Origin of the sequence: Rubripirellula tenax, assembly GCF_007860125.1 — a bacterium.
In the GTDB taxonomy this organism is placed as follows: domain Bacteria; phylum Planctomycetota; class Planctomycetia; order Pirellulales; family Pirellulaceae; genus Rubripirellula; species Rubripirellula tenax.
Genome location: NZ_SJPW01000002.1, coordinates 614,492 through 637,529 on the forward strand (window position 1 = coordinate 614,492; position 23,038 = coordinate 637,529).

Here is a 23,038-nt window from a genome sequence, read left to right on the forward strand (position 1 = left end):
GCCGCTAACCTATTGGGCGCGGTGCGATAGAAGGCTTGCCGCGATATCTGGATCGGGCGAATCTTGATGTTCGGGGCGACGAACGACGAAAACGCAAGTGGCCACGCGTTCGGATTTTCGCAGCATCCGGTAGGTGGCGGGGACGAAGCACAGCGCCATCAGCGTTGCGCCGCTGACGCCGCCTGCGATCGCGATCGCAAGCGGTGGCCAGAACTTTCCGCCGCTGATGATCAGCGGCGCAAAACCGGCGATAGTCGTCAACGTCGTCGCAACGACGTGACGGGTGCATCGGTAAACCACGTCAACGGTTTCGTCCAAACTCAGCCGGCCGCCGGCCTCGTGTTCGCGAAGTGACGCGAGTACAACGATCGAGTCGTTGATGGCGACGCCGACCAATCCCATCGTGCCAATGATCGCCATGAATCCGAACGGATAGCCGCCGATCCAAAGGCCAATCATGCCCAATCCGATGCTGCCGACGGCGACCACCATGATCACGGCCGCCAATCGAAACGATCGGAACGACAACACCAAGGTCGCGATCATCATCACCATCAACACGCCGACATTGGCCATCAAATTGCCGACGGCATCATTGCGCTGAGACGCTTCGCCGCCATATTCCAGTTCGTAACCCGGCGGTAATTGAAAGCCGCTGCGAGCTAGGCGATCTTGGAATTCCAGCAACGAATCGGCGGGGAGGGTTCCGGCGGAGATGAATCCGGCGACTTGGTTCATGCGTCGCCGATCCCGCCTGGGAATGACCGCAATCTCGGGTTCAATCGTAATGTCGGCGACGCTGGCCAGCGGAACCAATCCGCTTGGCGTTGTCAGTTGCATGGTCGCAATCTGGGAAAGCTCGCCGCGACGTTCATTGCCCACGCGAACGCGTACCGGAATTTGTTCTGTGTCTTCGAGAATCTGTCCGGCAAGTGCTCCTTCGAGTTGGCCGTACAGCTGCGTCGAAATATCGGCGGGTTGGATTCCGACCAAGCGAGCCGCGGCTTCGTCAACGTCCAGCGAAACGGTCGGCAGTGTCTCCGATAACAACGACTTGGTGTGTGTCACGTCGCGTACCGACGCCAAAGCGATCCGAACTTCGTCGCCCAGTTCTTGCAAGCGAACCAAGTCGGGACCAAACAAACGGATCTCAATGGGGGCGTTGAACGGAGGCCCCTGTTCGAGTTGTCGCATCAGGACGCGAGCGCCGGGCACCGCCGCGTCGGCGCTTTGTTGAAGCGACCGAAGTGTGTCACGCAGACCGTCGGGCGAATCCATCTGCACGATGGCGCTGCCAAAGTTGGCAACGCCGCGTCGAGAGCCGAGAATGTTGTAATAGAAAACCGGCGCGCTTTCGCCATAGAACCAGCTGATCTTTTTCGCGCCCGCATCGACCAACAGCGGGTTGATCGCCATCGAAGCCCTTTGAGTCGCCGCCACGGTCGCGTCGGCCGGCAATTCCAATTCGACGTGAAATTGGTCGCGGTCGGCGGCCGGAAAAAATTGTTCCGACAATTGGCTGAACAAACCAAAGCCGATGATTGGCAATACGGCACTGACCGCGATCGCTCGGAATGGTTTTTCTAACAACCACTCAAGCACTCGGCGATAACGCTGGCCCACCGTTTGCGATTGAAAGCCGTTTCGCAGGAAGCGTTGCAAAAGGTTCCCTTTGCGTCTCTCGTCCGGCGCCCGCCCGACAAATTTGGAAGCGACGACCGGAATCACCGTCAACGAGAAAAACAGCGAGGCTGAGATCGCCAGGATCACGCTGATCGCGATCGCGCCAACGAATTCGCCCGCAGGGCCCGGCATCATCGCGATCGGCGCAAATGCCAGCGCCGTGGTGATCGTCGATCCGAAAAGCGGAATCGCTAGATGCCGAACACTCGCGCGAACCGCCTCGATCGGCGATCGTCCAGATCGCATTTCGGTTACGACTTCATCGACGGCAACAATGGCATTGTCAATCAACAGCCCGATCGCAATGATCATCCCCGTGATCGACATTTGGTGAATCGGGACCTGCAGCAGCCTGAGCCCGAACAGGGCCGTGAAGCCTGACAACGGCAACGCCAACGCGACAACGATGGCGCTGCGCCATCCCATCAGGGCCAAGACAACAAGCACGACCGCGATCACACCCACGAACAAGTTCGATGCCAGCGACGATAGCCGCTGGGATACATACTTGTTTTGATCCAGCACCAAGTCGATCGTCAAACCCGTGGGCAAGTCGTCGGCGAAATCATCCAAGGCGGCCTGGACATCGCTGCGCCAAAGGTCGATCCGTTGGGCCTTGCGAACCATCACGCCCAACGCGACGGACGGTCGGTCATCGATCATCGCGAATCGCGGCAACGGATCGGGACATCCTCGCGTGATCGTTGCGATGTCGCCGATGCGGACCATCGAACCGCCGCCATCCGATTGAATCAATGCGTCGGCGATGCGTCCCGATTGTTCAAATTGGTTCGCCATTTCCATGATCAATTGTTGATCCGTTGTTCGCAAGAAACCCACCGAACCTTTGGCGTCCGATCCGCTTAACTGCTTCGCAACGCTGGTGGCGTCCAACCCGAGGGCTGCGGCTTGGTCAGGATCGATGACGACCGTCGCTTCTTCGCCCGGGTCGGCGAAACGCTCGATCACTTCGGTGCCCTTGATCGCCAGCAGTTTGTCTTCCAGTCGCTTGGCGTACCGCCGCAACAACGTCCAGCTTGGCGGATCGTCTCGCTGCCACTTCACCGCGACGATCAACGCGTAAGCGCGAACATCCAGTTCTTCGAATACCGGTCGGGATGCTTGCGGCGGCAATACGGTGATAGCGTCTTCGATCTTGCCACGGATCTCGGACCAGACTTCGTCGGTGTCATAGATGTCGTCGCGCAGAACGACCGTGATCGTACTGATCCCCGGCCGGCTTTCGCTGACGATCTCCTTGACTTCTTCGACATCTTGCAGTCGATCCTCGAGCGGTTCGGTGATCAGGTTCTCGACTCGTTTGGCGTCGGCGCCTGGCATTCGCGTCGCGACCAAACCGACGCGAGCGGAAAGTACCGGGTCCTCCATTCGCGGCAACACTGCGATCGACGTCAAGCCGGCGACCGCCACGACACCCAACAGCAGCAACATCGCTCGATTATCACGAAAGAAGAACGTCGACCAATCGTTCGTTTGGGAAGCGGTTTTGTCGCTCACGGTTGCGCCCCTTGGTTGTTGTGTTTATCGATCACGGCGACTCGCATTCCCGCCGTCAATCGGTGCATGCCGTCGACAATCACGCGGTCACCAGGACTCAGCATGCCTTGAACCAAGGTGAGATCACCGTCGGTGCGTAGCAGTTCTACCGCCCGCTTTTCGCAAGCCGCTTCCGCCGCCGTGCCGGGCACTGCCAATACCGTCCAAACGCCACGTCCGCCTCGGGTAAGCGATGATGTCGGCAACCAGTAAGTGTTCGCCGCTGTGGTGCTGGAAGAACCCGTCGTGAGCTCGACATCCACGACTTCCCCGGGAATCCATCCTTGGGACGACTCGATTCCGATCGGGCGGACATAGATCGCGCGGGTCCGTGTCGCCAAATCGACATAGGGTTCAACACGAACGACGGTTCCAGTGCATTGCGTTGTGCGCAGCCGCAGAGAGACCTGATCGGCGGGCTTGATCGAGTCCGCGACGGCGGCTGGGATCCCGAAGCGACCTTCGACGTCCAGGCTGATCCAGTGCAGGATCGGTTCGCCCGCGGTGACCACCGCACCTTCGTCGATGAATCGCGACCGGACCAAGCCGTCAAACGGAGCCTCAATGCGGCTATCGCGACGATCGGCTTCGATCTCTCGCAGCTCTCCTCGGATGGAATCGCACACGGCGCGTTGTGCGGCCACCTGTTCTTTTCGAGTGCCTTCTTCGAGCAGACGCAACTCGGCACGGGCCGCATTCCATTGCTCGTCGGCTGCCCGTTGGCCGAAACGGGCTTCGTCCAGCGTCCGCACGCTGCCGGCGTCGCGTGCGGCGAGCTGTTCTTCGCGAAGGGTGTTTGCTTTTGACAGTTCTCGATTCGCCGCCAAGCTTGCGACCTTTGCACGAGCCGCTTCGATGGACTCCTTGCGAGGTCCCGCGATCAACTCGTCCAACAACGCGGTGGCAGATTCCAGGTCCGCTCGCGTGCGTTGCTCCGACGCATCCAAGTCATCCGTGGCGATGCATGCTAAACACTCGCCCTGGGTAACCCGATCGCCTTCTTCCTTCATCACCTCGACGACTCGGCCCGGTCGATCGAATCCGAGCTGACTCTCTCGTCTCGCCACAAGCATTCCTGAATACGATTGGCGGACTTCATCAGGCGTGACAACCCCGACGACAACAACGCCGACGGGCAAGGGTGCGGAAGTGGCCGGTGGTGATTCGGAACCTTCGACCAGAGTCTCGGCCGAATGGCTGCGACCGATCCAAACGGCTGCGATCACGACCGTGGCAAGGGACAGAGTCAACGCGGACAGTTGCTTGGGTGATACCGATCCTCGTCGATTGAGTGAGCGTCGATTGAGTAAGCGTCGATTGGCAGAGTATTGATTGGCAGAGTGTCGATTCATGATCCGGCTCCTTGGGTGGATACGCCGGTGGGCGAATCTTGGTCGACCACCGCGATCGCGTCCGTAGGAATCGTTTTGAAAAGGACCGCGCGAACCCTCGCCACCAGCTTTCGGTAGGGAGCTGGTTCATAAAGCGGTAGCCATCCGTATCCGTCCATCATCGCGTTGCAGTTTCGTCGAATGGATGCGGAAGTATCTCGAATGCCAATTTCGCTTAAGCCGGGCGACGACGCGTCAATCATCATTCCGCCGTATGTGAGCGACCAGAGTCCGAAGATCAGTTCTTCGACGTGCAGTCCACGCGGCAGCTTCAGATCGCCCTCTTTGACCGCACGATGCCCAAGGGTGGCAACCAACCCCATCGTTCGGCTTTCACACCCCAGAAGCGTTTCCCGCCGTTGATCGCTGGCCTTTTCCCAGATCGTTGCGTGACGTACCAACGTTTCGATGATGAACAGGTCGGCGAATCGTGTGCGGAAGTCCTCGCAGCCGATTCCGATGGCCGCCATTGCATCGCGTGACCCCGCCTGTGACTGCCCGGCAACATGAAACAACGCCAGCCGCGTTTCGCTGCTCTGGATCGCCAACGCCAGCAGGATCTCTTCCTTACACGAAAAATGGTTGTAGATCGTCCCCTTGGTGTACTTCATTTCCTTCGCAATCGCTTCCATGCTGAGCGCGGCGAGGCCGCCGCCGGCAACCATGGGGCGAGCCAGGTGAAGGATGCGAGATTCGCGATCGCGAATCTCGCTTTGCTTGGGCGTAATTTTTGACATCCCGTCAAAATAGCCCGGGGCGCAAAAAATGACAAGTCGTCAAATTTGACAGCAAGTCAAAAAAACAAATTGGCGCACCGCGGTCTCGCCGGGGAACTATTTTTTGGCGACCCGAATCGCCGGCGACGACAGCGAGACTTCCAGGCCTACCCGTCGCAGGTGATTCTCGGCCACTGTTCGCTGGGCGCCGGTCAATCGGTCGGACATCGAAGCCCAGTATTCATCGTCGTTGACCAGAAGTTTGGCAAGTTTGGCGGGCGTATCCGAGTCGTTTCGTCGCAGTCGGCGGCGGACGGCGGCAATACGATCGGCTTGTTCTGAATCCCATTGGCCCGTGTCGAGCGAATCGATCAAGGCCAGAGCGGGTGTCCCCCACATCAGCAGTTGTCGCTCGGCGGTGGCGCGAACATGTCGCCGTGGTGATCGCAGTGCCGCGATCGCGGACGCGACTTCCGTGGTTGCCACCGTCGTGCCTTCGCTGTTGGATGCTTCGTCCAACATCGCTCGGTGGGTTTGACGGCCAAGCGTTTCCAGCGACGTTCCATTGAGCATTCGCATGATCAGGGTGCCAAAATGGGCATCGAATGAGTTCGGATCCAGTTGACGTAGATGCAAGAGGGTGGCGCCAGATGATCGAATCGTATTGCCATCGGATTCACGCTCCCAGACGATTGCGCCGCTGTCGTCGTGATGTAGCAAGGACCGTGTGTTCGACGTGGGGATCCAAGATTCGATCCGAATCTCGGATGCGTCTTGGACGTTCAACGTCACGTTCTGTTGGGGCGATTCGAGCACGTAGTGCAGCGATGGGATTCCGCGTTGGGCCGTGACGCAGATGCTTTCGAAGCAGTCGCCTTCTTGGCAGCTTTGCGAACCTTTGCGGTGTCGCGGCGAATCCAGGCAAAGACGGCCTTGGATCAGTTGAAATCGAACGACTCCGGAGCCCAGTTCGGGGCCGCCGAAGAAGCCAGAGTCGGTGGGGCCAACGTTAGCTGGGCTCGCTCGCCCCGCATCAAGACCCTCAGCCTCGGGCGGTCTTTCAGCGAAAGACGCGTCCATCATGGACAAGCCGATTAAGGCGAACAGCAAACACCACCTCATCCCTGAACCCTCACTTTCCCCGATCCAGCGGGAAGGTCGCTTGGTGTCAAGCGACGTGGGAACAAACGGTACGGTGGACGCATGGGCCGACCCTCATCGGGCAGGCCGACGAGTCCAGGAACCAGTATCGTCAGAAATCGCCGCGAGAATGAAGATCGATTTTCTCAGTTTCCACGTTTCCGCAAAGGCTAGCGGCGATAGATTAGCCGCACGTCGTCGTCAAATCGATCGATCTGATGCAGCTTGAACGCCCACGCTTGGGAAAGTCGTTCGACGCCCTGACCGCCGATGGGGCCCGGCGCCGCCGTTCCGCCAAAGGCTTTCGCACCCACGAAAACGTGCGCTTCGTCAATTTGACCGACACTAAGAAAGCTGGAAAAAACCTCCCCGCCACCCTCAACCATCACGTTGGTCGCCCCATTTTCGGCGAGTCGTTTCAGTGTTGTGGTAACCATGTCGTCAGATTCGCGGTCGTCCAACAGAATCACGTGCGCGCCGGCCGATTCCAGATCGCGCCGTTGGGCGGCATTCGTTTGGGGGCCCGCGAACAGCCACACCGGAATCTGTGACGCAGTGCGAACCAGTTTACTATCCAGGCTGGGTAATCGCCGCCGGCAAAGGATTGCGCGAGTGGCGACGCGAGTTCCCGGGGGCCGGGCGTTGAGCATCGGATCGTCCGCGACCACCGTGCCCATGCCGGCCACAATCGCGTCAACTCGGCCACGGAGTTCATGCACCGCGCGGCGAGATGATTCACCGGTGATCCATTGGCTCTCGCCGGTTGCTGTGGCAATCCGCCCGTCCAAGGTCATCGCCCATTTGGCGATCACCCAAGGAAGGCCGGTGCGTACACGTTTGACAAACGGAGCCACCACGGCCGCCGCTTCATTTGCCAACACGCCCACCGTGACATCGATGCCCGAGTCGCGAAGTTTCGCGATGCCTCCACCGGAAACCTTTTCAAAGGGGTCTTCGATCGCAACCACGACCCGGCCTATTTCGGCGTCGATCAACGCGTCGGCGCAGGGAGGTGTTTTGCCGAAGTGGCAGCACGGTTCAAGCGTCACGTAGGCGGTCGCGCCACGAGCGTTGTCGGTGGATTCAAGTGACCCCAGCGCCGCGACTTCGGCGTGATCACCGCCAAACTTCGCGTGGTAGCCTTTTCCGATGATCTTGCCATCGCGAACGATCACGCATCCAACCATCGGGTTGGGTTCGACGTGACCTTCGCCTAGCCGCGCTCTTTCGATCGCGGCCGACATGAAACGTTGGTCGTCGGTGGTTGAGTGACGTAACACGACTTCAAATCTCAAATGTTAAAATGCAAATCCAAAATTCAAAGCCATCGCACACAATCAATCCATTCCTGGGACCCACAACTTGCTGCCGCCGCCGGACTCGGGCGGGCCAGCGGGTGCAGGGCCACCGCCACCATCAGGCGTCCACAGTCCGCCGCCGGCTGCAGCCGCCGGTTGTTGGGCGGGCCGTCCACCACGAGGCGATCCGTCGGGATTGATCAACCCGAATTGAATCAGCATTTGTTGCAGTCGGGCCATGACTTCCGGTTCATTGCCATAGCGCGTCGTCAGTGTTTGCAACGTGTTTTGGAATCCCGGTCCGTCACCGGCTTGCAGTCGCAAGCCGATTTCGCTGAGCAACAAATTCGAGATCGGGATGTCTTTGCTCTCGGCGAACGCTTTCGCTTTTTCCATCAACTCAAGAGCTTCGGTGCTATTTTCGGCTGCATTGATCAGCGACATATACGCCAACAATCGAGCCGGTTGTTGTTCTTCGCTTAGATCCGCATCGATCAAACGGTTGGCCAATCGCCGTGTCGCCGGAGTCGCCGAGACCTGTTGAGAACGTTGCAACAGATAGATCAACGATTCAGCATTCAGTCCTGCCGGGTCGACCAGGTTCAAGTCTTCGTTGGCGACCGATTCGATATCGTCGTCGGTCGGTTTGATCGCCGCTTGTGGTTCGACGCCAGCCAATTCGAGAACGCGATTCATGATGTCATCCCCCTTCGACGCGATGGCATCGTATTGTTGGATGATGCGAATGACCGCCGTCCGTTCTAGTCGTTTGGAATCATCACCGGCCGATGACTTCAACGATTCGCCGCCCAGCAACGGCAGCGACAGTGACGCGATCGAGGGCGCCATTCGCGTGTCCGACAATTCGTTTTGCAGCTTCTCTGCTTCGCCGGGATTCGCTTTGAATCGAATCATCGCGATCGCAGGTTGGCAAGCAACCAACAACGGCAACGCTTCGCCTTCGCTTTCCGTCCACTTCAATCCGCTGATCACGCTGTCGATGCGGCCACGAACATCGTCCAAGCTTTCCTTGCGAATTTCGAGCGCTTCGATTCGGGCGGCGCGATCGGTTTGGCGTCCGTACACGAACACCATCGCGATGGCTTCGGGAACATCAGCGACCGGCGGCAGCACTTCGAGTGATTCCGGTTTCTCGCGATCCAAAATTTGGAAGCCCGCCTTGGGTGGAACCTCGTCTTCGCTGGCCCGCATGCCTTGCAGCAAGTCCGGGGGCAACGCCACCATTCGTGCGTCGGCCAACAACGCGAGTTCGGCTTCATCGGCTTTTTCAATCTCGGCCGTCAACGTCGTCGTCGACACCGAAACGTCGGGTGAACCTGGTTTGGCCAAAGCCGACATCGCCAGGTATCGTGCTCGTTCTTCGAAGTCCAGCGATTCGCACGCGGACAATTTCTTGAACAGGTCGGATTGGGCATCGGTATCGCCACGCCAGATCGCGCAGGTCAGCAACCCCAACAAAATCGACGGTTCTTTCGGCACGGTGCGTCGAAGCGATTCGAACTTGGTTTCGGCCAGCATGACTTTGTTGCTGCGCAGAAGCGTCGCGGCTTCGTCGAAGCGTTCGCCCCACTCCGCGCCTTCGGGTCGTTCGATCGGTTCGGGGATTGCCTTCATCAACTGGCTGATCGTGGGCGCCGAATTGAGTTGACGCAGCACCGTCATCGCGGTTTGTCCGCCTTGATAACCGGATGCCATCATGGCCAACGTCGCATATACCCGCGCGGTAAGGAACACGCCGCTTTGGGCTAACGAATATGCCAGAACGGAAGACACGTCCAAGACGAATGCATCGACGTCGCGACCGCTTTCGGTCAGCGCTTCCAGCATCTTGGATGTCGCTTCTTCCTGTTTTCCGCGGAACAACAGCGCCGCCGCCAACTGGGTCAATGCCAACGGGTTGCTGGGTTGCAACCGGATGAAGCGGTCCGCGTTGTCGGCAAGCGAATCGTACTCGCGGAGATCCAATAGCAGCCGACCGCGAATCGCCAACGCCCAAGCGGCGTCGGGATTCTCAGAAAGAATGTTCGACAAGCGATCGAGCGAAGGAACGACCTGTCCCCCCTCGATCATGTTCATGACTTCGTCGAGTTCGTGGACCGAGTCTTTGCACTTGCAGAATTTGATCTTTTTGCCGCTTCCACAGGGGCAAATCGCGTAGGTATCGACGGTCATCAGGGAAGTTGGCCAAAAAGGAACAAAGGAGAGGGTTTGGTCTGAATCGACTTTACCACTTTTCCGGTCCGCCGCCGACCACCATTCTCTTGACGAAGAATCCCATTTACCCGCGTCCAACGCCCACGTAGGTCCGGTTCTCCGAAACGGACAGCGCGACAGATTCGCGGTTTGTGCGAGTCGCCCACGTCAGCGCCACCCATGAGGTCGCCAATCAGGTGCCCTCGGCCCTGATTCGCGTTGGCGATCGACGCCTAGCCCGACACGCCTTCGCGGATCAGTTCGATCAATTCCTTGGTTTCCATGCGGGCGGCATGGTCGGTGCCATCGAGCACACCGGCGACCAGTTCGCGTTTGTCGGCATGCAGTTCAAGGATCTGTTCCTCGATCGTTCCTTCGGCGACCAGTCGGTACACCGTGACGGGACGTTCTTGGCCGATGCGGTGGGCCCGGTCGGTGGCTTGGTCTTCCACGGCCGGATTCCACCAAGGATCCAAGTGGATGACGTAATCGGCCGCGGTCAAGTTCAAGCCTGTGCCCCCCGCCTTGAGCGATATCAGGAACAGATCGCCTTCGCCATTTTGGAACGAATCGACGCGCCGCTGACGTTCCTTGGCCGGCGTTGCACCGTCGAGATACTGGTACGTGATTCCTCGTTCGTCCAGTGCTTCGCGGATCAAGCCGAGGTGCTTCACGAACTGGCTAAACACCAACGCACGGTGATCGCCGTCACGCAGTTCGTCGACCAAGGTCGTGAACAAATCCAGTTTCGCTGAACTCTTCTTCCACGACTTATCGACAAGTCGCGGGTGACACGACAATTGACGCAGACGTGTTAGCCATGCCAGCGTTCGAATGCGTTGCTGACCGGCTTGGCCGTCTTCGCCGGTGCCGCTCAATTCTGCCAGCGCGGCCACGCGAGCTTCTTCGTACATCCTTCGCTCGGCCTTGCTCAGTTCCGCTTGCAACGTGATTTCCGTTCGCGGCGGCAGTTCCGTCAGCACCGTGTTCTTTGTTCGCCTAAGAATGAACGGTCGCACCAAACGCGACAGCGACAATCGTCGTTCGTCGTCTTTGTGTCGTTCGATCGGATCGGCGAAGCGATTTCGGAATCGATCCCACGATCCGAGCAGTCCTGGGCTGAGCGTGCGGAACAGACTCCACAATTCACCCAAGTGATTTTCAAGCGGCGTTCCCGACAATCCGATTCGCCAATCGGCTTCGACCATACGAACGGCCTGGGACGTTTTGGTTTGTGAGTTCTTGATGAATTGGGCCTCGTCAAGAACCAGCGTGTGCCACTGGCGTGATGCGAACCGTTTCGCGTCGCGCTGCAACAGTTGGTAACTGACGATGATCAAATCGTTCTCACCCGCTGCGGCGATCAACTTGTCTCGGTCGCTGTCGCGATACAGGTGCGCGTTCAGGCCGGGCGAGAACCGCTCGGTTTCGCGAACCCAGTTGTCGCCGACGCTGGTGGGCGCCACGACCAAAGCTGGGCCACCTGGTCCACGATCGAGTAGCACGCCCAATGTTTGAACTGTTTTTCCCAAACCCATATCATCGGCCAGCACACCGCCGACGCCCCACGATGCCAGTCGCGCCAACCACTGATAGCCTTCCAGTTGGTAATCGCGAAGCGTCGCGTCCAATCCGGTCGGTTTTTCGGGCGTCCAATCGGCAAGCGCTTCCAAACGGCGGATCGAATCGTGCCACCGCGCGGTGGCTTCGATCGGAACGTCGTGACCAATCAATTCTTGGATCGCGGGAACCGCCGCGTCAGCGACTTTCAACGATCCGCGTTCGGCAACAACAGTATCGCCCAACTGTTGCAGACGTTTGCGAAACGCGTCACTGATCTTGGCGAATTCGCGGTCGCCGACTTGCACCAGCGAGCGGTTGTCACGAACCGCGGCCAGCAATTCGGCAAGCGGTACGTCGCGCCCGTCCAGCGAAACCGAACCGGTCAACCCGAACCAGTCACGTCGGTCGTCGATTTGAACTCGCAATGCCGACGGAGTGATCTCGCCTCGCACGCGAATCGTTTCGCCTTCGGGCCAAATCAATCGGGGCGTCAACTCGCCGCCTTGGTACAGCGACGCCAACAGATCCAGCGCCGCTTCGTCCGACGTGGCGACCCAGCGGAAATTACCGTCACCCGATAGCAGGTTCAGTTCAAAGTGCTCGACAACCGCTTCGGCCGAAAGTCGTTCAGCAGGAAGGTCACGTTCCAACCGGACGGGGCCTTCGGGCGTCAAGCAGGAAACAATGCCAGGCGGATTGCCCGGCGAAACCAATTCGCGGAAACGCGGTTCATGCATCGCTAGTGCCAGCGTCAAGCCGGCGCCCGGTCGCGGCCGAAGTTCCATCACCAATTCGGCCGTGACGGGCACAATCGGTCCGGCTAATTGCGGCGGTAACTCGACACGCACCAACGAATCAACGACGGTGCTGCCGACCGAGAACTTCGCCGCATCGGCTTCATCGAGTAGCGTTTCGGAAAAGTCGGCGCGCAACAGGAACTGAATCAAACGTGTCGCACGCGGATCTCGCAGCGTGCAGATCACCAAGCGGTTGTATTTCTGGTCGGCCAGAACAACGATGGGATCCACGGGGCTGGCGTGACCGAGCACGACTTGGCAATCGTCGGGATTGATTTTGATTCCTGAGATGGCAAGCTTCGGTCGAAACTTGGTTTTCTTTTCCGTCGGTGCGTCGTCGTCGCCGTCTTCTTCGATTTCGACCGGCTCGAGCGTTAGCGTTAATTCGGCGGTCAACACAGCGACTTCGGTGGCATCGCCATCGTCCCAGGCAACGCTGTTGTGTCCAATCAGCGTCTGCAGCGCGCGGAATTCGCCGAAGTGATCCTCTTCGAACGAATAGCTGGGTTTGGCGACCAGCGCGGCGACGCGTCCGTCGATGGGATCGGCGCTAAAGTCACGCCGCAGCAGATCGTAGCTGCGAGTTTCTTTGCCCTTCGTCCAACCTTTGCCGTTTTTACGAGGCCGTTGTTCGTAGGGCGTGATCGAGATGGGACAGTAATAACGGGACTGGGGAAGCCCGATCCGCCACTGAATGCGGGTCGCTTCGCCCGCCGAGTCGACGACGGATGATTCTTTCGCGATCCGCATCAATTCGGTGACCAGTTCGCGACCGGCCGCTTCGTTGTCGACTTCCAATTCGCCTAGGAATTCGAACACATCCGCAACGCTGCGCCTCGCCATCTGTTCTTGCAGCCACCACGCCGTGGCCAGGGTATGTGCGCATCGCCGATCCGATTCAAAACCATCGCACTGGCACGCCGGCACCGCATCCAACGCCGTGCCGAGTGGCGAGAAATCGTAGTCGCCGTCGTCTTCTTCGGCGCCTTGCGGCACGATACCGATCGACGTGACGACCGGCGTTTGTCGGTTTCCGCTGACCTTGAACGAAAACAGCATCTGGCCGTTCTCTTTGCTGAACGATGGCGATTCGACCGTCAACATCGCCGCTCGTTTATCAAGCCCCCCGTCGTGTGAATCGACTAAGGTTTCGATCGCTTCACTCACCAGCAAACCGAAGGCACTGATTGCGTCGTCGGACATCAAATCCATACCGTCAAATTCCACCGCGAGAGGGAGACCAAGTTGTGCTTCGAGCCAATTACGAAGTCTAACACCGTCGCGTGTATCTCTCGATGGCACTTTGTCGTTTTCGATTCTTCGCTACGATGGGAAACGGCCCTATCTGCCCTTAATCCCAATCCACAGGAAATCATCCGTGCCAAAACTGACTGTCGAAAATGTCGGAACTTTCGAAATTCCCGCCGGAAAACGGCTCGTCAAGGCGTTGGCCGAAGATGCCGGCACCGATCAGCTCTTCGCCTGCGGCGGACAGTCGCGATGCACGACATGTCGAGTCAAGTTCGTCGACGGAGAGCCGGATGCCATCACCGAAGCTGAAAAAGAGACCCTTCGCGTCCGCGAAATCACCGAAGCCGGCGTGCGTCTGAGTTGCCAAATGACGTGCGATCACGACATGACGGTCGAAGTCATCAGCCGTTTGGAAGGCAGCGGCCGCAAAGATCAAGGCTCGCCCGTCGCCGATGAGATCCAGCCGACCCCAGTCTGGACGACGAAGTAACGTTGGCAGTAGACGTTCGAACGAGACGTCAAGAATGGCGAATCCGTTGTTCCATTGCGGCGGTTACCCACCCCAGCACGACCTCGTCCATCCACGATCGCCGTTGGCGGTCGATGAAACCGGCGTGACCGCCGCTGGGGGAAACGATCAATTGCGTCGTCGGTGACCACGCTTGTCGGGCATTGATGAAGCATTCCACCGGAACGATCGGGTCGTCGGCCGCGGTCAACACCAACGTGTTAACGCCGATCGAATCGACAACGTGGCAAGACGACGAAGCATCGTAGTAAGCCGCCGCATCGGCAAACCCGCTCAGCGGCGCGGTGAACCGATCATCCAATTCTCGCAGCGTCCGCGGTCGAGGCGCGGCGATGCAGGCGGCAAAGTCTTCTCGCGCACGAACGCCCGGCGGAATCCGCGACAACAAAGAACGGATAAAGTAACGGTTGTACAGTCGCAATCGAAGTCGCTGCATGTTGTCGCTGCAGCAAGTCAAATTCAGTGGCGGCGAGATCGCCACCAACCCGGCGAACCGATCGATCCACTCGGGTTCCGCGTCGATACCCCCGCCTATGCGACCCATCCCTCGCAATAATTGACCGCCGCCCAACGACACGCCGATCGCGAAAATCGGTCCGTCGGGGTTTCGATCGGCGATCATCGAAATCGCGGACAAGCAATCGTCGCTGCGTCCGGCGTGGGCCAGATTGGTACTGAAGTCCTTTGCCGCACCAAAGCCTCGCATGTCCATGCGGTAGACGCGCATCCCCAGTCGTGCGAACCGGTCGGCCAGTCGCGTCATGTAGGGCGCCGCATGGCAACCGGTCAATCCGTGGACCAGCAGTACGCTGCCTGGCGAATCACCGCCCGACGACACGGGCTTGGCCAAATCTCCTTTCGCCAAGTCTTCATGCAGTACGATCGAATCACCATCGGACACGGGGACTCGGATCGGCGTCGGCGAAAGCCCAATCGATCGGTCCTCGCCGATCGTAGCGATCGTTTGCAAATGGCCGCCCCGCCATATCCGGTGTGGCCGAAAGATAGGTGGCTGAAAAGTCGTGTCGTTTCGGTGTACCATCGTCGTTATGCAAACCACACGTTCATTTATCGCGATCCCGTTGAGTCGGGAAATTACCAAAGCCGCAGTCCGGTTGATCGACCGCTTGAAGGTTTCTGGCGATGGTATCAAGTGGGTTCCCACTGACAACCTGCACCTGACGCTGAAGTTCCTCGGCGACATCGAAACCAACGACATTCCCAAGATCAGCGATGTCGTTCGCGGCGTCCTGGAAGAATACGAACCATTCGATTTACAGTTTGCCGGGACCGGCGGCTTGCCGACGCTGGAAAAAACTCGCGTCGTCTATGCGGGGATCGACGACGTTTCTGGCAGTCTGACCCAGATCGTCGAAAATCTAGAACTCGATCTTGCCGAACTCGGTTTCAAGCGTGAACCCCGCGACTATGTCCCGCACCTGACACTCGGGCGGACACGTGGCGGCAGCCGCAAAGCCAGCGGCGATGTGATTGCTCGCGTCGAAGCGGCGAGTTCTGTTTCGCTGGGTACGATGCCCGTCGACCAAGTTTTGATCGTGGGCAGTTTCTTGGACAAGCAGGGTCCTACCTATCACGTGCTGGACACGATCGATTTGTAGAGCTGCGAATCGGTGCTGCTGCTTGAAGGCGTTCCGTGTTGCCGTTATTTGGCGACTTCGAACGGGATGCTCGACTGGCCATACTTCTTGCCGTGAACGTCTTCCATCGTCATTTGCAAACGATACGTGCCAGGATCCAGTTGAGCCGGCAAGTTCATTTGGTAAGCGATGAAGTAGTCACGCAAATAGTTTGCCGAAACTTGTTTGTCGGCCGGCAACACCTGGCTGACAATTCGTTCATTCTTTGCGTTGTAGACGTCATAGCTGCCTTGCAAATGAGTCTCGTAGCCATCGGCGTTTTTGTTGGCCGTGAAGTTTTCGATTTCGCAGTAAAGAATCACTTGCTGGCCGGCGCTGAATCGATTGCCCGAGAACGTTTTGATTTGGCCGTACGATTCGATCTCGGTACAAAAGGCGAGCGATCGAAGCTCTAACGAGTCCGTCGCGGCCGCGGCAAACTTGGCGGCTTCGCGAAGTTGCGGAAGCGCCGTCGTGATTCTGCGACTGGGGACGGGGTGTCCGTCGGGGTCGACCATCGTCCACAGACCCAACAATTGATGCCGCAAGAATTCTTGTTCGGCTTCGGGCATGCCTTCGATCTGTTCGACGGCGGCATCCAAGTTTCCAGATAGCACCATCAAGTGCCGCAATTTGATCATCCGACTGGCCCGTGCCGACTCGGTCTCGCCGGCCGGTGCCTTGGCAAGCTGAGCGAGCAGCGATTCATACAGCGACTGGGTGTCTTCGTCGACTTCGCCCACGACAGCCGCCCGAGCGACCATCGAATCGTCACCGATCGATCGCGAAGCCGATGCCGGTTGTACCGGCGACTTGATATCGTCGCTTGCATCGGAAATGGACTGGACCACGACGGGTTCCAATTCAGCGACGTCCAAGTCCGTCACGCGTCCGGACGGTTCGTCCGTCAGGGAAGCAATCGCAGCCTGCGATTCGGTGCGAACGGGTGTTTTTTCTTTGCGAATCGAATCGGCATTGGGCCGACGGGTTGATTCCGCCACGTCACGGCGGTGGCTGTCACGTTGTTCGTTTGACGCCAAACGAACCGGTGCTTCGTCGCCACGGTTGGGGTTGGAAGCCGGCAACTCAGGCAGATACTGCAGATTGCGGGTCAACACGGAGTCAAGCGAACTCGGTTGCGTCGTCTTCTCGGCCGATCGCGAGGTCGCCGCCACCAATCGACGAAGCGCTTCACGTTGCACCTCGGGCGGATAGTCACTGAACGCCGCCAGCAATTCCGAGTGTTCGGGGGCGACGGATTCATTGTTCATGGGCGTCGTACGACTGGACGACTTTGTTTTGGGTTCCGTCCGTGAAGACACCGATGTCGAGCTGGGCTGTGGTTTGGCCGGCAAATCCGTGATCGTCGAACTCAGGTCGGCGACTTGGCGGACCTCGGGCCTTTCGGATGCGCGTTTTCGCGTAGCAGCGACACGGTCGACCGCAGGTGAACGGGGAAGTTGCAGTTTATCGGCAGCTTCGGTTGGCAGGTCGGAAATCGAACTGGACGTCCGTTCGACGTAGGTGGGTGCCGTCGTTTTCGATGCGGTTGTCGATGGATCCACAGGTCGACTGTTGATGTAACGGTCGTTGTAGGGTGATCCGTCGACCTGGGTCGTGACGGTGACTTCCGTTTCAACGCGGGGTTTCGCGGTTGCTAGTCGCTGATTGGGCGTGTCGACTTGGATATCGTCGTGCTGGGATTCTTTGGTGACTTGCACGAAGCGACCAAAAGGCTTGGATCCTCGGCAACCTAGGGTCACGGTCATCGTGACCCCGACCACAAGAATCGTCCATCGGTTTTGGGCGGCGCGCATCCATGCCTCGCTGTAAAAACTGTCCATCGTCGCAGACTCCAGCTGCAGCACCATCCATGGCGAGCCCTCTGGAATCTGTCCATCGCCGGCGAGGCTACACGAAGCCGGTCACGGCAATCAATGTCAAAACGGAAGCGACTTCGCGTGGTTTGTGCGGGGGCCCATGAACTTGAGCAAGCCAGTGGCTTATAGCATCAATTGGTTGACCCTCATGCGATCGAAAAATATCGGATCAGTCCCATCACCAGTGCGAAGGTGAAACCGTACGAAAACCGGTCGACTGCATAGCGGCGTTTCTGGTGCTTGGTTTTCCAACGTCCGAGTAATTCGAAAGCAAACCCCAGCAAGATCGGCGTGATCGCTAGGTTCAATAGCCTCGCCGTTGGCGATCCGATCCAATGAACTGGCACGATCCAGACGCTGATCACACCGGCGATGGCGCCTAAGGAAATATAGACCACGACCCACGCCCACGGGTTTGATCCCGGTTCCGCCTGGGCCGCTTTCTTGGAAGCCTTTAACGCCGCCCGTCCGCCCATTTCGAACACGCCTTGAATGATCACGTCGACCGCGATCTGGCCTATCAATTCGATCAGTAATTCAAGCATCGGTTACAATCAGGCGTCGTCAAAACGCTTTTGCGGGAGTGGAAATCGTGAATCATTTCATCACGTCGGTGTGCCTGTTGATTTCGTGTATCTCGATCGGATGCGCCAAAAACGTTTACGAAGTCGAACTCCGACCCGACGGGAATCAGATTCATCGCAAGTTGACGGTGAACTGGAGTACGGTCAATGCGGACCCGTCCGACCGCGAAGTACGCAGCGACGACGAAGTCGATCGAATCGCAAAACTCTACCACGGCCAGCAGACGCACGGCGACGGTGGCGAGCACGTCTTCACCGCGACGTTTCAGGGCAAGATGCCAGCGGATATCGGCGGTGCCGGCGGTTACACGTTCTTCGACTCGGCGCTCGGCTCGTTGGCGATCTATCACGAACGATTTCGCGGCGACGACGACGCGATCGGTAATGTGGCACGCGGCCACGCCGGGGTCGATGAACTGATCTCGCTCTTGATTCAGTGGATCGACTTTGAGGTTCAAGATCGTAAGTCGGCCGAACGTCTGCAGCGATTTGTCGATGGCCCGCTGCGGCGCGATTTCAAGAACGTCGTTCTTTATCTATCTGTCATGGAGTCGTCCGATGATGCGGACAACGCTTTGGCCCAAATCGCGAGACTGACCCAGTACTTGATCGAGCGAGACTATCTTCAATTGAACGAGTTGCCGGCGATCACGCGGAAAATTGCCGACGGCGGTGAATCTGAATTTGCTGCTCTGGTTACCTCGATCGTGGCTCGCAAAGTCACCGCGTCCGGCGGCGAGTTACCGCCGAATGTGCTCGATGCAATGTCGGATCCGATTCGAATCAAGAAGTCGCTGCGCGATTTTTTGCGAAGTACCGACGCCTACAAGCAAAAGGTTGCCGAAGCCGAAGAGAAAGGTGAAGTCGTTACCAACGACTCGCCTGACCCGATGGACGTGATATCCGGAATCGTGTTTCATGACTGGCACTACAATCCTAACCATGTCGAGGTCACGCTTCACTTGCTTGCGGAACCACTACGAACCAATGGCAAGTGGAGTGACGAAACCAAGACCGTTGATTGGTCGGCCCGAATCAACACGACCACGTTGCCTACGTTCACGTTCGCAACTTGGGTGATTCCCGACGAAGGAACGCAAACGAAGCACTTCGGTCGCGTCGTATTGAAAGGCCAATTGCTGGCCAATCACGTGAGCTTCTACCAAACATTGTCCGCTGACGAGGCAGTACGATGGCAAACGATGCTCGATTCGATCGAGAGTCCGAGCCACGCCATCAACGTGCTGCGAAATTTTCGCTTTGGCGAAAAAGACAGCATGATTGACGGGATGACGGAGCAGTTGATTGCCGAATTAGAATCGGCGTAGGTATCGTCGACCGTTCGTGTCTGCACGTGCGATCCAAGCAATCAATGCGCAGCCGTTGACGGCGTGTATTTGGTAGGCACGTAAGTGGCCGAACCCGAGGCGCGTACGATCGCCGAATCAAGGGGGACGTCATCGAGTCGGACGAACCAGTGACGCAGTTGAACGTAGTTCATCGCTGTGGTTTTGATCGGCGTTGGCAGACTTGCGAAGCTCCGATCGCGTTGCGGATCATCGCCGGTTTGCAACAGATTGCTCAACCAGTTTTGGTCGCTCGGAACGGGATTCGATTCAAACGTCTTGCCGACCTGACGCAGCATTCCGGTCAACGTCAACGGCGCGGGCGGCGCGGTGACGCGTTGGGCCATCACTTTCAATTGGTACTCGGTACTGGCCAACCGATGGGCAAGCTCGGCCGCCTGGGCGTCATCGTTGCGGTAGGTGGCAACGATAAAGTTGGTCGACGTGACGGGGTGAGAACTCTTGTCCCACAGGCTTTGTTTTCGTCGCTCCGTTTCGCACGTCACGTCTACATCGACCAATTCGCATCGCCACGTCGGCGGAACGCACATGGTGATTTGAAGGCGACGTTCGCCTTCGAGAACTTGCGTTTCGGTTCGGCGAAATTTGAAGTACGCGCCACGGCCACGGTCGAACGTGCCAGCCGTGATGACCGCCTGCATGGGCGCCGCTCGATCAAACTGAACACTCTCGGTCTGCTTGCTGCCGTTGTCGCTGCCGACGTTTCCGCGAGCAATACGGCCATAGTTTCCGTCCAGTGAGAGCCCCATCGATCGCGATTTTTCGTCCGTGCGTTTGATCTGTACCGGACTAGTTAGGTCGCTGATGACCTCGGTTCGCGGCGAATAGTCGACGATTTGAACGGAGGCATCGCGAGGCTTGACGCGAACGGTGCATTGCTGCATCGCCACGATCGGCGCCGCCTCATTGATGCACGACAAACGCAGTTCGAACGAGACCGTGTTCCAGCCTGTTGGGACTGCAGCGGCATCACCGACGGATGACAGTTCGGTGTCATGGGCGACCGCGACGGAAGGCAAGTCGAATTGAATGGGCAAGTCTTGGGCAGTGCATCGCGCGGTCGTGCCGCAAAACGCCATCGCCAAACTCAGCCATGCCGACAATCGAGTGGTGTGACTCACAGGGATCTCTCGAAACGGGTGACGGCCACGTCGAGTGAGCGATTGCCGCCGATCAAGGTTGCTGGTCGCTCACTGCGGAAAGACATCGTCCGTTTTTACGTGGACGGGTCGAGTGAAAGACACTCGATCTACCGCTTCCATCCCGTCTGCGGGCTCGCCGTCGTAAACAGAGAACACTCAAGTCTACGAGCGAAACTTAAACCAAACCAATCAAACTTCATCGAATTGAATCAGATGCCTCGCCCGTGATTGCGAAGGCGATCATTGCGAAGTCGGGATCGATCAGGCAAAGTTTGAGGACGCTGGGTATGTTCGCCGCCGATCCGATCGCTAAGAATCGAATTCCCACACCGAACGGTATGCATCGGCTTGTTCAAAATACTCAAGCATCTTGGCATAGAACGCATTGGTGCCCAGCGTCGCGCTGTCTCCGATCACGATCAGTTTTCGTTTTGCGCGCGTCAATGCAACGTTGGTGCGCCGCGTGTCGGCCAAGAAACCGATTTCACCGATGGGATTGCTTCGTGTCATCGTGATTAAGACGACTTCCTTTTCGCGTCCTTGAAATCCGTCGACCGTATCGATTTCAAGCTCCGGTGCATCCATGCGATTGCGCAGCAGTCGGACTTGGGCCGCGTACGGCGCGATCACGGCGATCTGATTAGCGCAAACGCCCGCCTGGAAAAGCTCTCGCACCAACTGGATCACCAGATTGGCTTCTTTCGGGTTCATCTTGCTTTCGCCGTCAGGCTCAAGTTGTTCGTCGTATTCCGCGCCCGCCGTGTCGATGAACATCAATGGGGTTTCGGTCAGGGGCGTCGTATCGACGCCCTTCAGGTCGCACAGCAGGTGCGACTTGACCGATGCATCGGCGACTAGCGATTCGTCGTAAAACATGTCCGAAGAAAAACGCATGATCGATTCGTGCATTCGATACTGGACGGTCAACCGCCGATAGACTTCTTCGCCATCCCGCTGGACCATCCGCTGCATCAGCGATTCCCGCAGTCCCGCCGCCGCGGCAACATCCGACAGGACCGTGGGTGGTAGTTGCTGATGATCGCCGCCCAGAATCAATCGGTCGGCTCGCATGACGGCTTGCCAGATACTGGGCAGCGTACTCTGGCAGGCTTCGTCCATCACGACCGTATCGAACTCGCGATCGCCCAACAGGTCGTCGTCGATCGTCGTCGTCGTGCAGACCACATCGGCTCGATCCAGGACACCGCGAATGATCGAACGTTCAATCGAACGGATTTGATTGCGAAGTTGTCCGGCTTCGGCCTGGATCTCGCGTCGTTGGCGATGGCCGTCCTTGCCGCGAAAGTCTTTCTGTGCCGCCTTCATCAGACCCTGTACTTCGCGCCGCATGTCACGGATGACTTCGTTCGACGGATCGGCATCGACCAACTCGTCCAGCGTATGTCCACGCAAGGCTTCGAACACGCGCGCCGGGTGTCCCACGCGAAGCACGTGCGGCATCATTGCGACAAGGCGTTCCAGCAAGTTGTCCACGGCGGTATTGCTGGACGCACACGCGAGCACGCGTTCGCCTCGCATCACGCATTGATAGATCACTTCGGCCAGAGTCGTCGTCTTGCCCGTTCCGGGTGGGCCATGAATGATCGCAACGTCTTTTGCCGACAACGCAAACCGCACCGCGTCTTGTTGCGGTGGGTTCAATTCGGTCATGAAAGCGACATCAACAGGATCGGCGAACCGTAGCGGTCGCGTCCCCATCAACACGTCGCGCAACGTCTTCGCGCGACCGCTGGCCGATCGTGCGCGGGCCATTGCGGCGACTTGCCGGCGACGTGTCGTTTCGTCCGGCGACATATCAATTCGAAATCGATCGCCTTCGGGCCAGACATCGACGGCGACTTGGATGCCGTAAGGTTTGCGAGCACTGACAACGCCGGGAACACCCTTGTCCGACGGATTGGCGTCGTCGGAAACGACCACGGGCGAACCGACCTTCAAACGATTCTGGGGCAGCGGATTGCCGTCCGGTTTTCCAAAGTCCAGCACCAACCGGCCAGCCAGCCCGGTGTTGTGGTCCAGTAGGTCCATCCGCACCAGCGTTTCGCCCGTCCGTTCGACGTGCGTTTGGTCGCGGATTTGGCGACGTCGCACCATCCGGTCCCGTTCCGCCTCGGCCTCCCGTTCCAACCATTCAGCTAGCGTGTCAAAGTAACCGTCAACGGTCGTCGCTTGGTCCAGCGTTGAAGTTCGTTGTTTGGACGATTTTCCAGACGGAGATTTTTTTGATCCCGTTTTGTGCGATCCGGAAGGCATGCAGGGCGATTTCAG

General features: G+C 58.3%; 15 protein-coding genes. 3 read left to right on the forward strand and 12 right to left on the reverse strand.

What is annotated here, in order from left to right:
• Positions 1 to 9: 9 nt before the first annotated feature.
• From Poly51_RS08060 to Poly51_RS08090, 7 genes are all read right to left on the reverse strand, one after another.
• Entirely contained in the window at positions 10 to 3,201 is a 3,192-nt protein-coding gene (locus Poly51_RS08060; protein ID WP_246114343.1) for an efflux RND transporter permease subunit, read from the reverse strand.
• Positions 3,198 to 4,592, reverse strand: a complete 1,395-nt coding sequence (locus Poly51_RS08065; protein ID WP_146456113.1) for an efflux RND transporter periplasmic adaptor subunit — start codon at positions 4,590 to 4,592, stop codon at positions 3,198 to 3,200. Before Poly51_RS08065 ends, Poly51_RS08060 begins: the two co-directional genes overlap by 4 nt.
• Positions 4,589 to 5,368 carry a TetR/AcrR family transcriptional regulator gene (locus Poly51_RS08070; RefSeq protein WP_146456116.1) on the reverse strand — a complete coding sequence of 260 codons (780 nt, stop codon included), beginning with the start codon at positions 5,366 to 5,368 and terminating at the stop codon, positions 4,589 to 4,591. The genes Poly51_RS08065 and Poly51_RS08070 overlap by 4 nt, the downstream gene beginning before the upstream one ends.
• Positions 5,369 to 5,464: 96 nt before the next feature.
• Positions 5,465 to 6,430, reverse strand: a complete 966-nt coding sequence (locus Poly51_RS08075; RefSeq protein WP_146456118.1) for a hypothetical protein — start codon at positions 6,428 to 6,430, stop codon at positions 5,465 to 5,467.
• Between the two features lie 227 nt (positions 6,431 to 6,657).
• Complete coding sequence (ribD, locus tag Poly51_RS08080; RefSeq protein WP_246114344.1) at positions 6,658 to 7,767, reverse strand: bifunctional diaminohydroxyphosphoribosylaminopyrimidine deaminase/5-amino-6-(5-phosphoribosylamino)uracil reductase RibD; 1,110 nt, start codon at positions 7,765 to 7,767, stop codon at positions 6,658 to 6,660.
• Positions 7,768 to 7,824: 57 nt separating this feature from the next.
• Positions 7,825 to 9,978 (reverse strand): protein-disulfide isomerase, encoded by a 2,154-nt coding sequence (locus Poly51_RS08085; protein ID WP_146456121.1) that lies wholly within the window; start codon positions 9,976 to 9,978, stop codon positions 7,825 to 7,827.
• A gap of 254 nt (positions 9,979 to 10,232) precedes the next feature.
• Positions 10,233 to 13,562 carry a DEAD/DEAH box helicase gene (locus Poly51_RS08090; protein WP_246114345.1) on the reverse strand — a complete coding sequence of 1,110 codons (3,330 nt, stop codon included), beginning with the start codon at positions 13,560 to 13,562 and terminating at the stop codon, positions 10,233 to 10,235.
• Between the two features lie 175 nt (positions 13,563 to 13,737).
• Between Poly51_RS08090 and Poly51_RS08095 the strand changes: the two genes are divergently transcribed.
• Positions 13,738 to 14,100, forward strand: a complete 363-nt coding sequence (locus Poly51_RS08095) for a 2Fe-2S iron-sulfur cluster-binding protein (RefSeq protein ID WP_146456125.1) — start codon at positions 13,738 to 13,740, stop codon at positions 14,098 to 14,100.
• Positions 14,101 to 14,128: 28 nt separating this feature from the next.
• Here the strand turns inward: Poly51_RS08095 and Poly51_RS08100 are convergent, their stop codons facing one another.
• Entirely contained in the window at positions 14,129 to 15,109 is a 981-nt protein-coding gene (locus Poly51_RS08100; protein WP_186775419.1) for an alpha/beta fold hydrolase, read from the reverse strand.
• A gap of 79 nt (positions 15,110 to 15,188) precedes the next feature.
• On the opposite strand from Poly51_RS08100, the gene thpR reads away from it, so the two are divergent.
• A complete protein-coding gene (thpR, locus tag Poly51_RS08105) occupies positions 15,189 to 15,758 on the forward strand; it encodes an RNA 2',3'-cyclic phosphodiesterase (RefSeq protein WP_146456129.1) in 570 nt (189 codons plus the stop codon).
• Positions 15,759 to 15,802: 44 nt separating this feature from the next.
• Here thpR and Poly51_RS08110 read toward each other — a convergent pair whose 3' ends face one another.
• Together Poly51_RS08110 and Poly51_RS08115 are read right to left on the reverse strand one after the other, a co-directional pair.
• Positions 15,803 to 17,620 (reverse strand): hypothetical protein, encoded by a 1,818-nt coding sequence (locus Poly51_RS08110; RefSeq protein WP_146456131.1) that lies wholly within the window; start codon positions 17,618 to 17,620, stop codon positions 15,803 to 15,805.
• A 182-nt stretch (positions 17,621 to 17,802) separates the two neighbouring features.
• Positions 17,803 to 18,201 (reverse strand): hypothetical protein, encoded by a 399-nt coding sequence (locus Poly51_RS08115; RefSeq protein WP_146456133.1) that lies wholly within the window; start codon positions 18,199 to 18,201, stop codon positions 17,803 to 17,805.
• 47 nt (positions 18,202 to 18,248) lie between these two features.
• Here Poly51_RS08115 and Poly51_RS08120 point away from each other — a divergent pair, with 47 nt between their 5' ends.
• On the forward strand, positions 18,249 to 19,568 hold the full coding sequence (locus Poly51_RS08120) for a hypothetical protein (RefSeq protein ID WP_146456135.1): 1,320 nt from the start codon (positions 18,249 to 18,251) through the stop codon (positions 19,566 to 19,568).
• A 41-nt stretch (positions 19,569 to 19,609) separates the two neighbouring features.
• Here the strand turns inward: Poly51_RS08120 and Poly51_RS08125 are convergent, their stop codons facing one another.
• A complete protein-coding gene (locus Poly51_RS08125) occupies positions 19,610 to 20,728 on the reverse strand; it encodes a hypothetical protein (RefSeq protein ID WP_146456137.1) in 1,119 nt (372 codons plus the stop codon).
• 330 nt (positions 20,729 to 21,058) lie between these two features.
• Positions 21,059 to 23,023, reverse strand: a complete 1,965-nt coding sequence (locus Poly51_RS08130; RefSeq protein ID WP_146456139.1) for an AAA domain-containing protein — start codon at positions 23,021 to 23,023, stop codon at positions 21,059 to 21,061.
• Positions 23,024 to 23,038: the final 15 nt, after the last annotated feature.

Excerpts from the sequence above, each read along its gene's own strand:
- Poly51_RS08065 (WP_146456113.1), bottom strand. The coding sequence starts at position 4,592 with ATGAATCGACACTCTGCCAATCAATACTCTGCCAATCGACGCTTACTC.
- Poly51_RS08070 (WP_146456116.1), bottom strand. The coding sequence starts at position 5,368 with ATGTCAAAAATTACGCCCAAGCAAAGCGAGATTCGCGATCGCGAATCT.
- Poly51_RS08085 (WP_146456121.1), bottom strand. The coding sequence starts at position 9,978 with ATGACCGTCGATACCTACGCGATTTGCCCCTGTGGAAGCGGCAAAAAG.
- Poly51_RS08130 (WP_146456139.1), bottom strand. The coding sequence starts at position 23,023 with ATGCCTTCCGGATCGCACAAAACGGGATCAAAAAAATCTCCGTCTGGA.
- thpR (WP_146456129.1), top strand. The coding sequence starts at position 15,189 with ATGCAAACCACACGTTCATTTATCGCGATCCCGTTGAGTCGGGAAATT.
- Poly51_RS08115 (WP_146456133.1), bottom strand. The coding sequence starts at position 18,201 with ATGCTTGAATTACTGATCGAATTGATAGGCCAGATCGCGGTCGACGTG.
- Poly51_RS08075 (WP_146456118.1), bottom strand. The coding sequence starts at position 6,430 with ATGATGGACGCGTCTTTCGCTGAAAGACCGCCCGAGGCTGAGGGTCTT.
- Poly51_RS08110 (WP_146456131.1), bottom strand. The coding sequence starts at position 17,620 with ATGGACAGTTTTTACAGCGAGGCATGGATGCGCGCCGCCCAAAACCGA.
- Poly51_RS08090 (WP_246114345.1), bottom strand. The coding sequence starts at position 13,562 with ATGTCCGACGACGCAATCAGTGCCTTCGGTTTGCTGGTGAGTGAAGCG.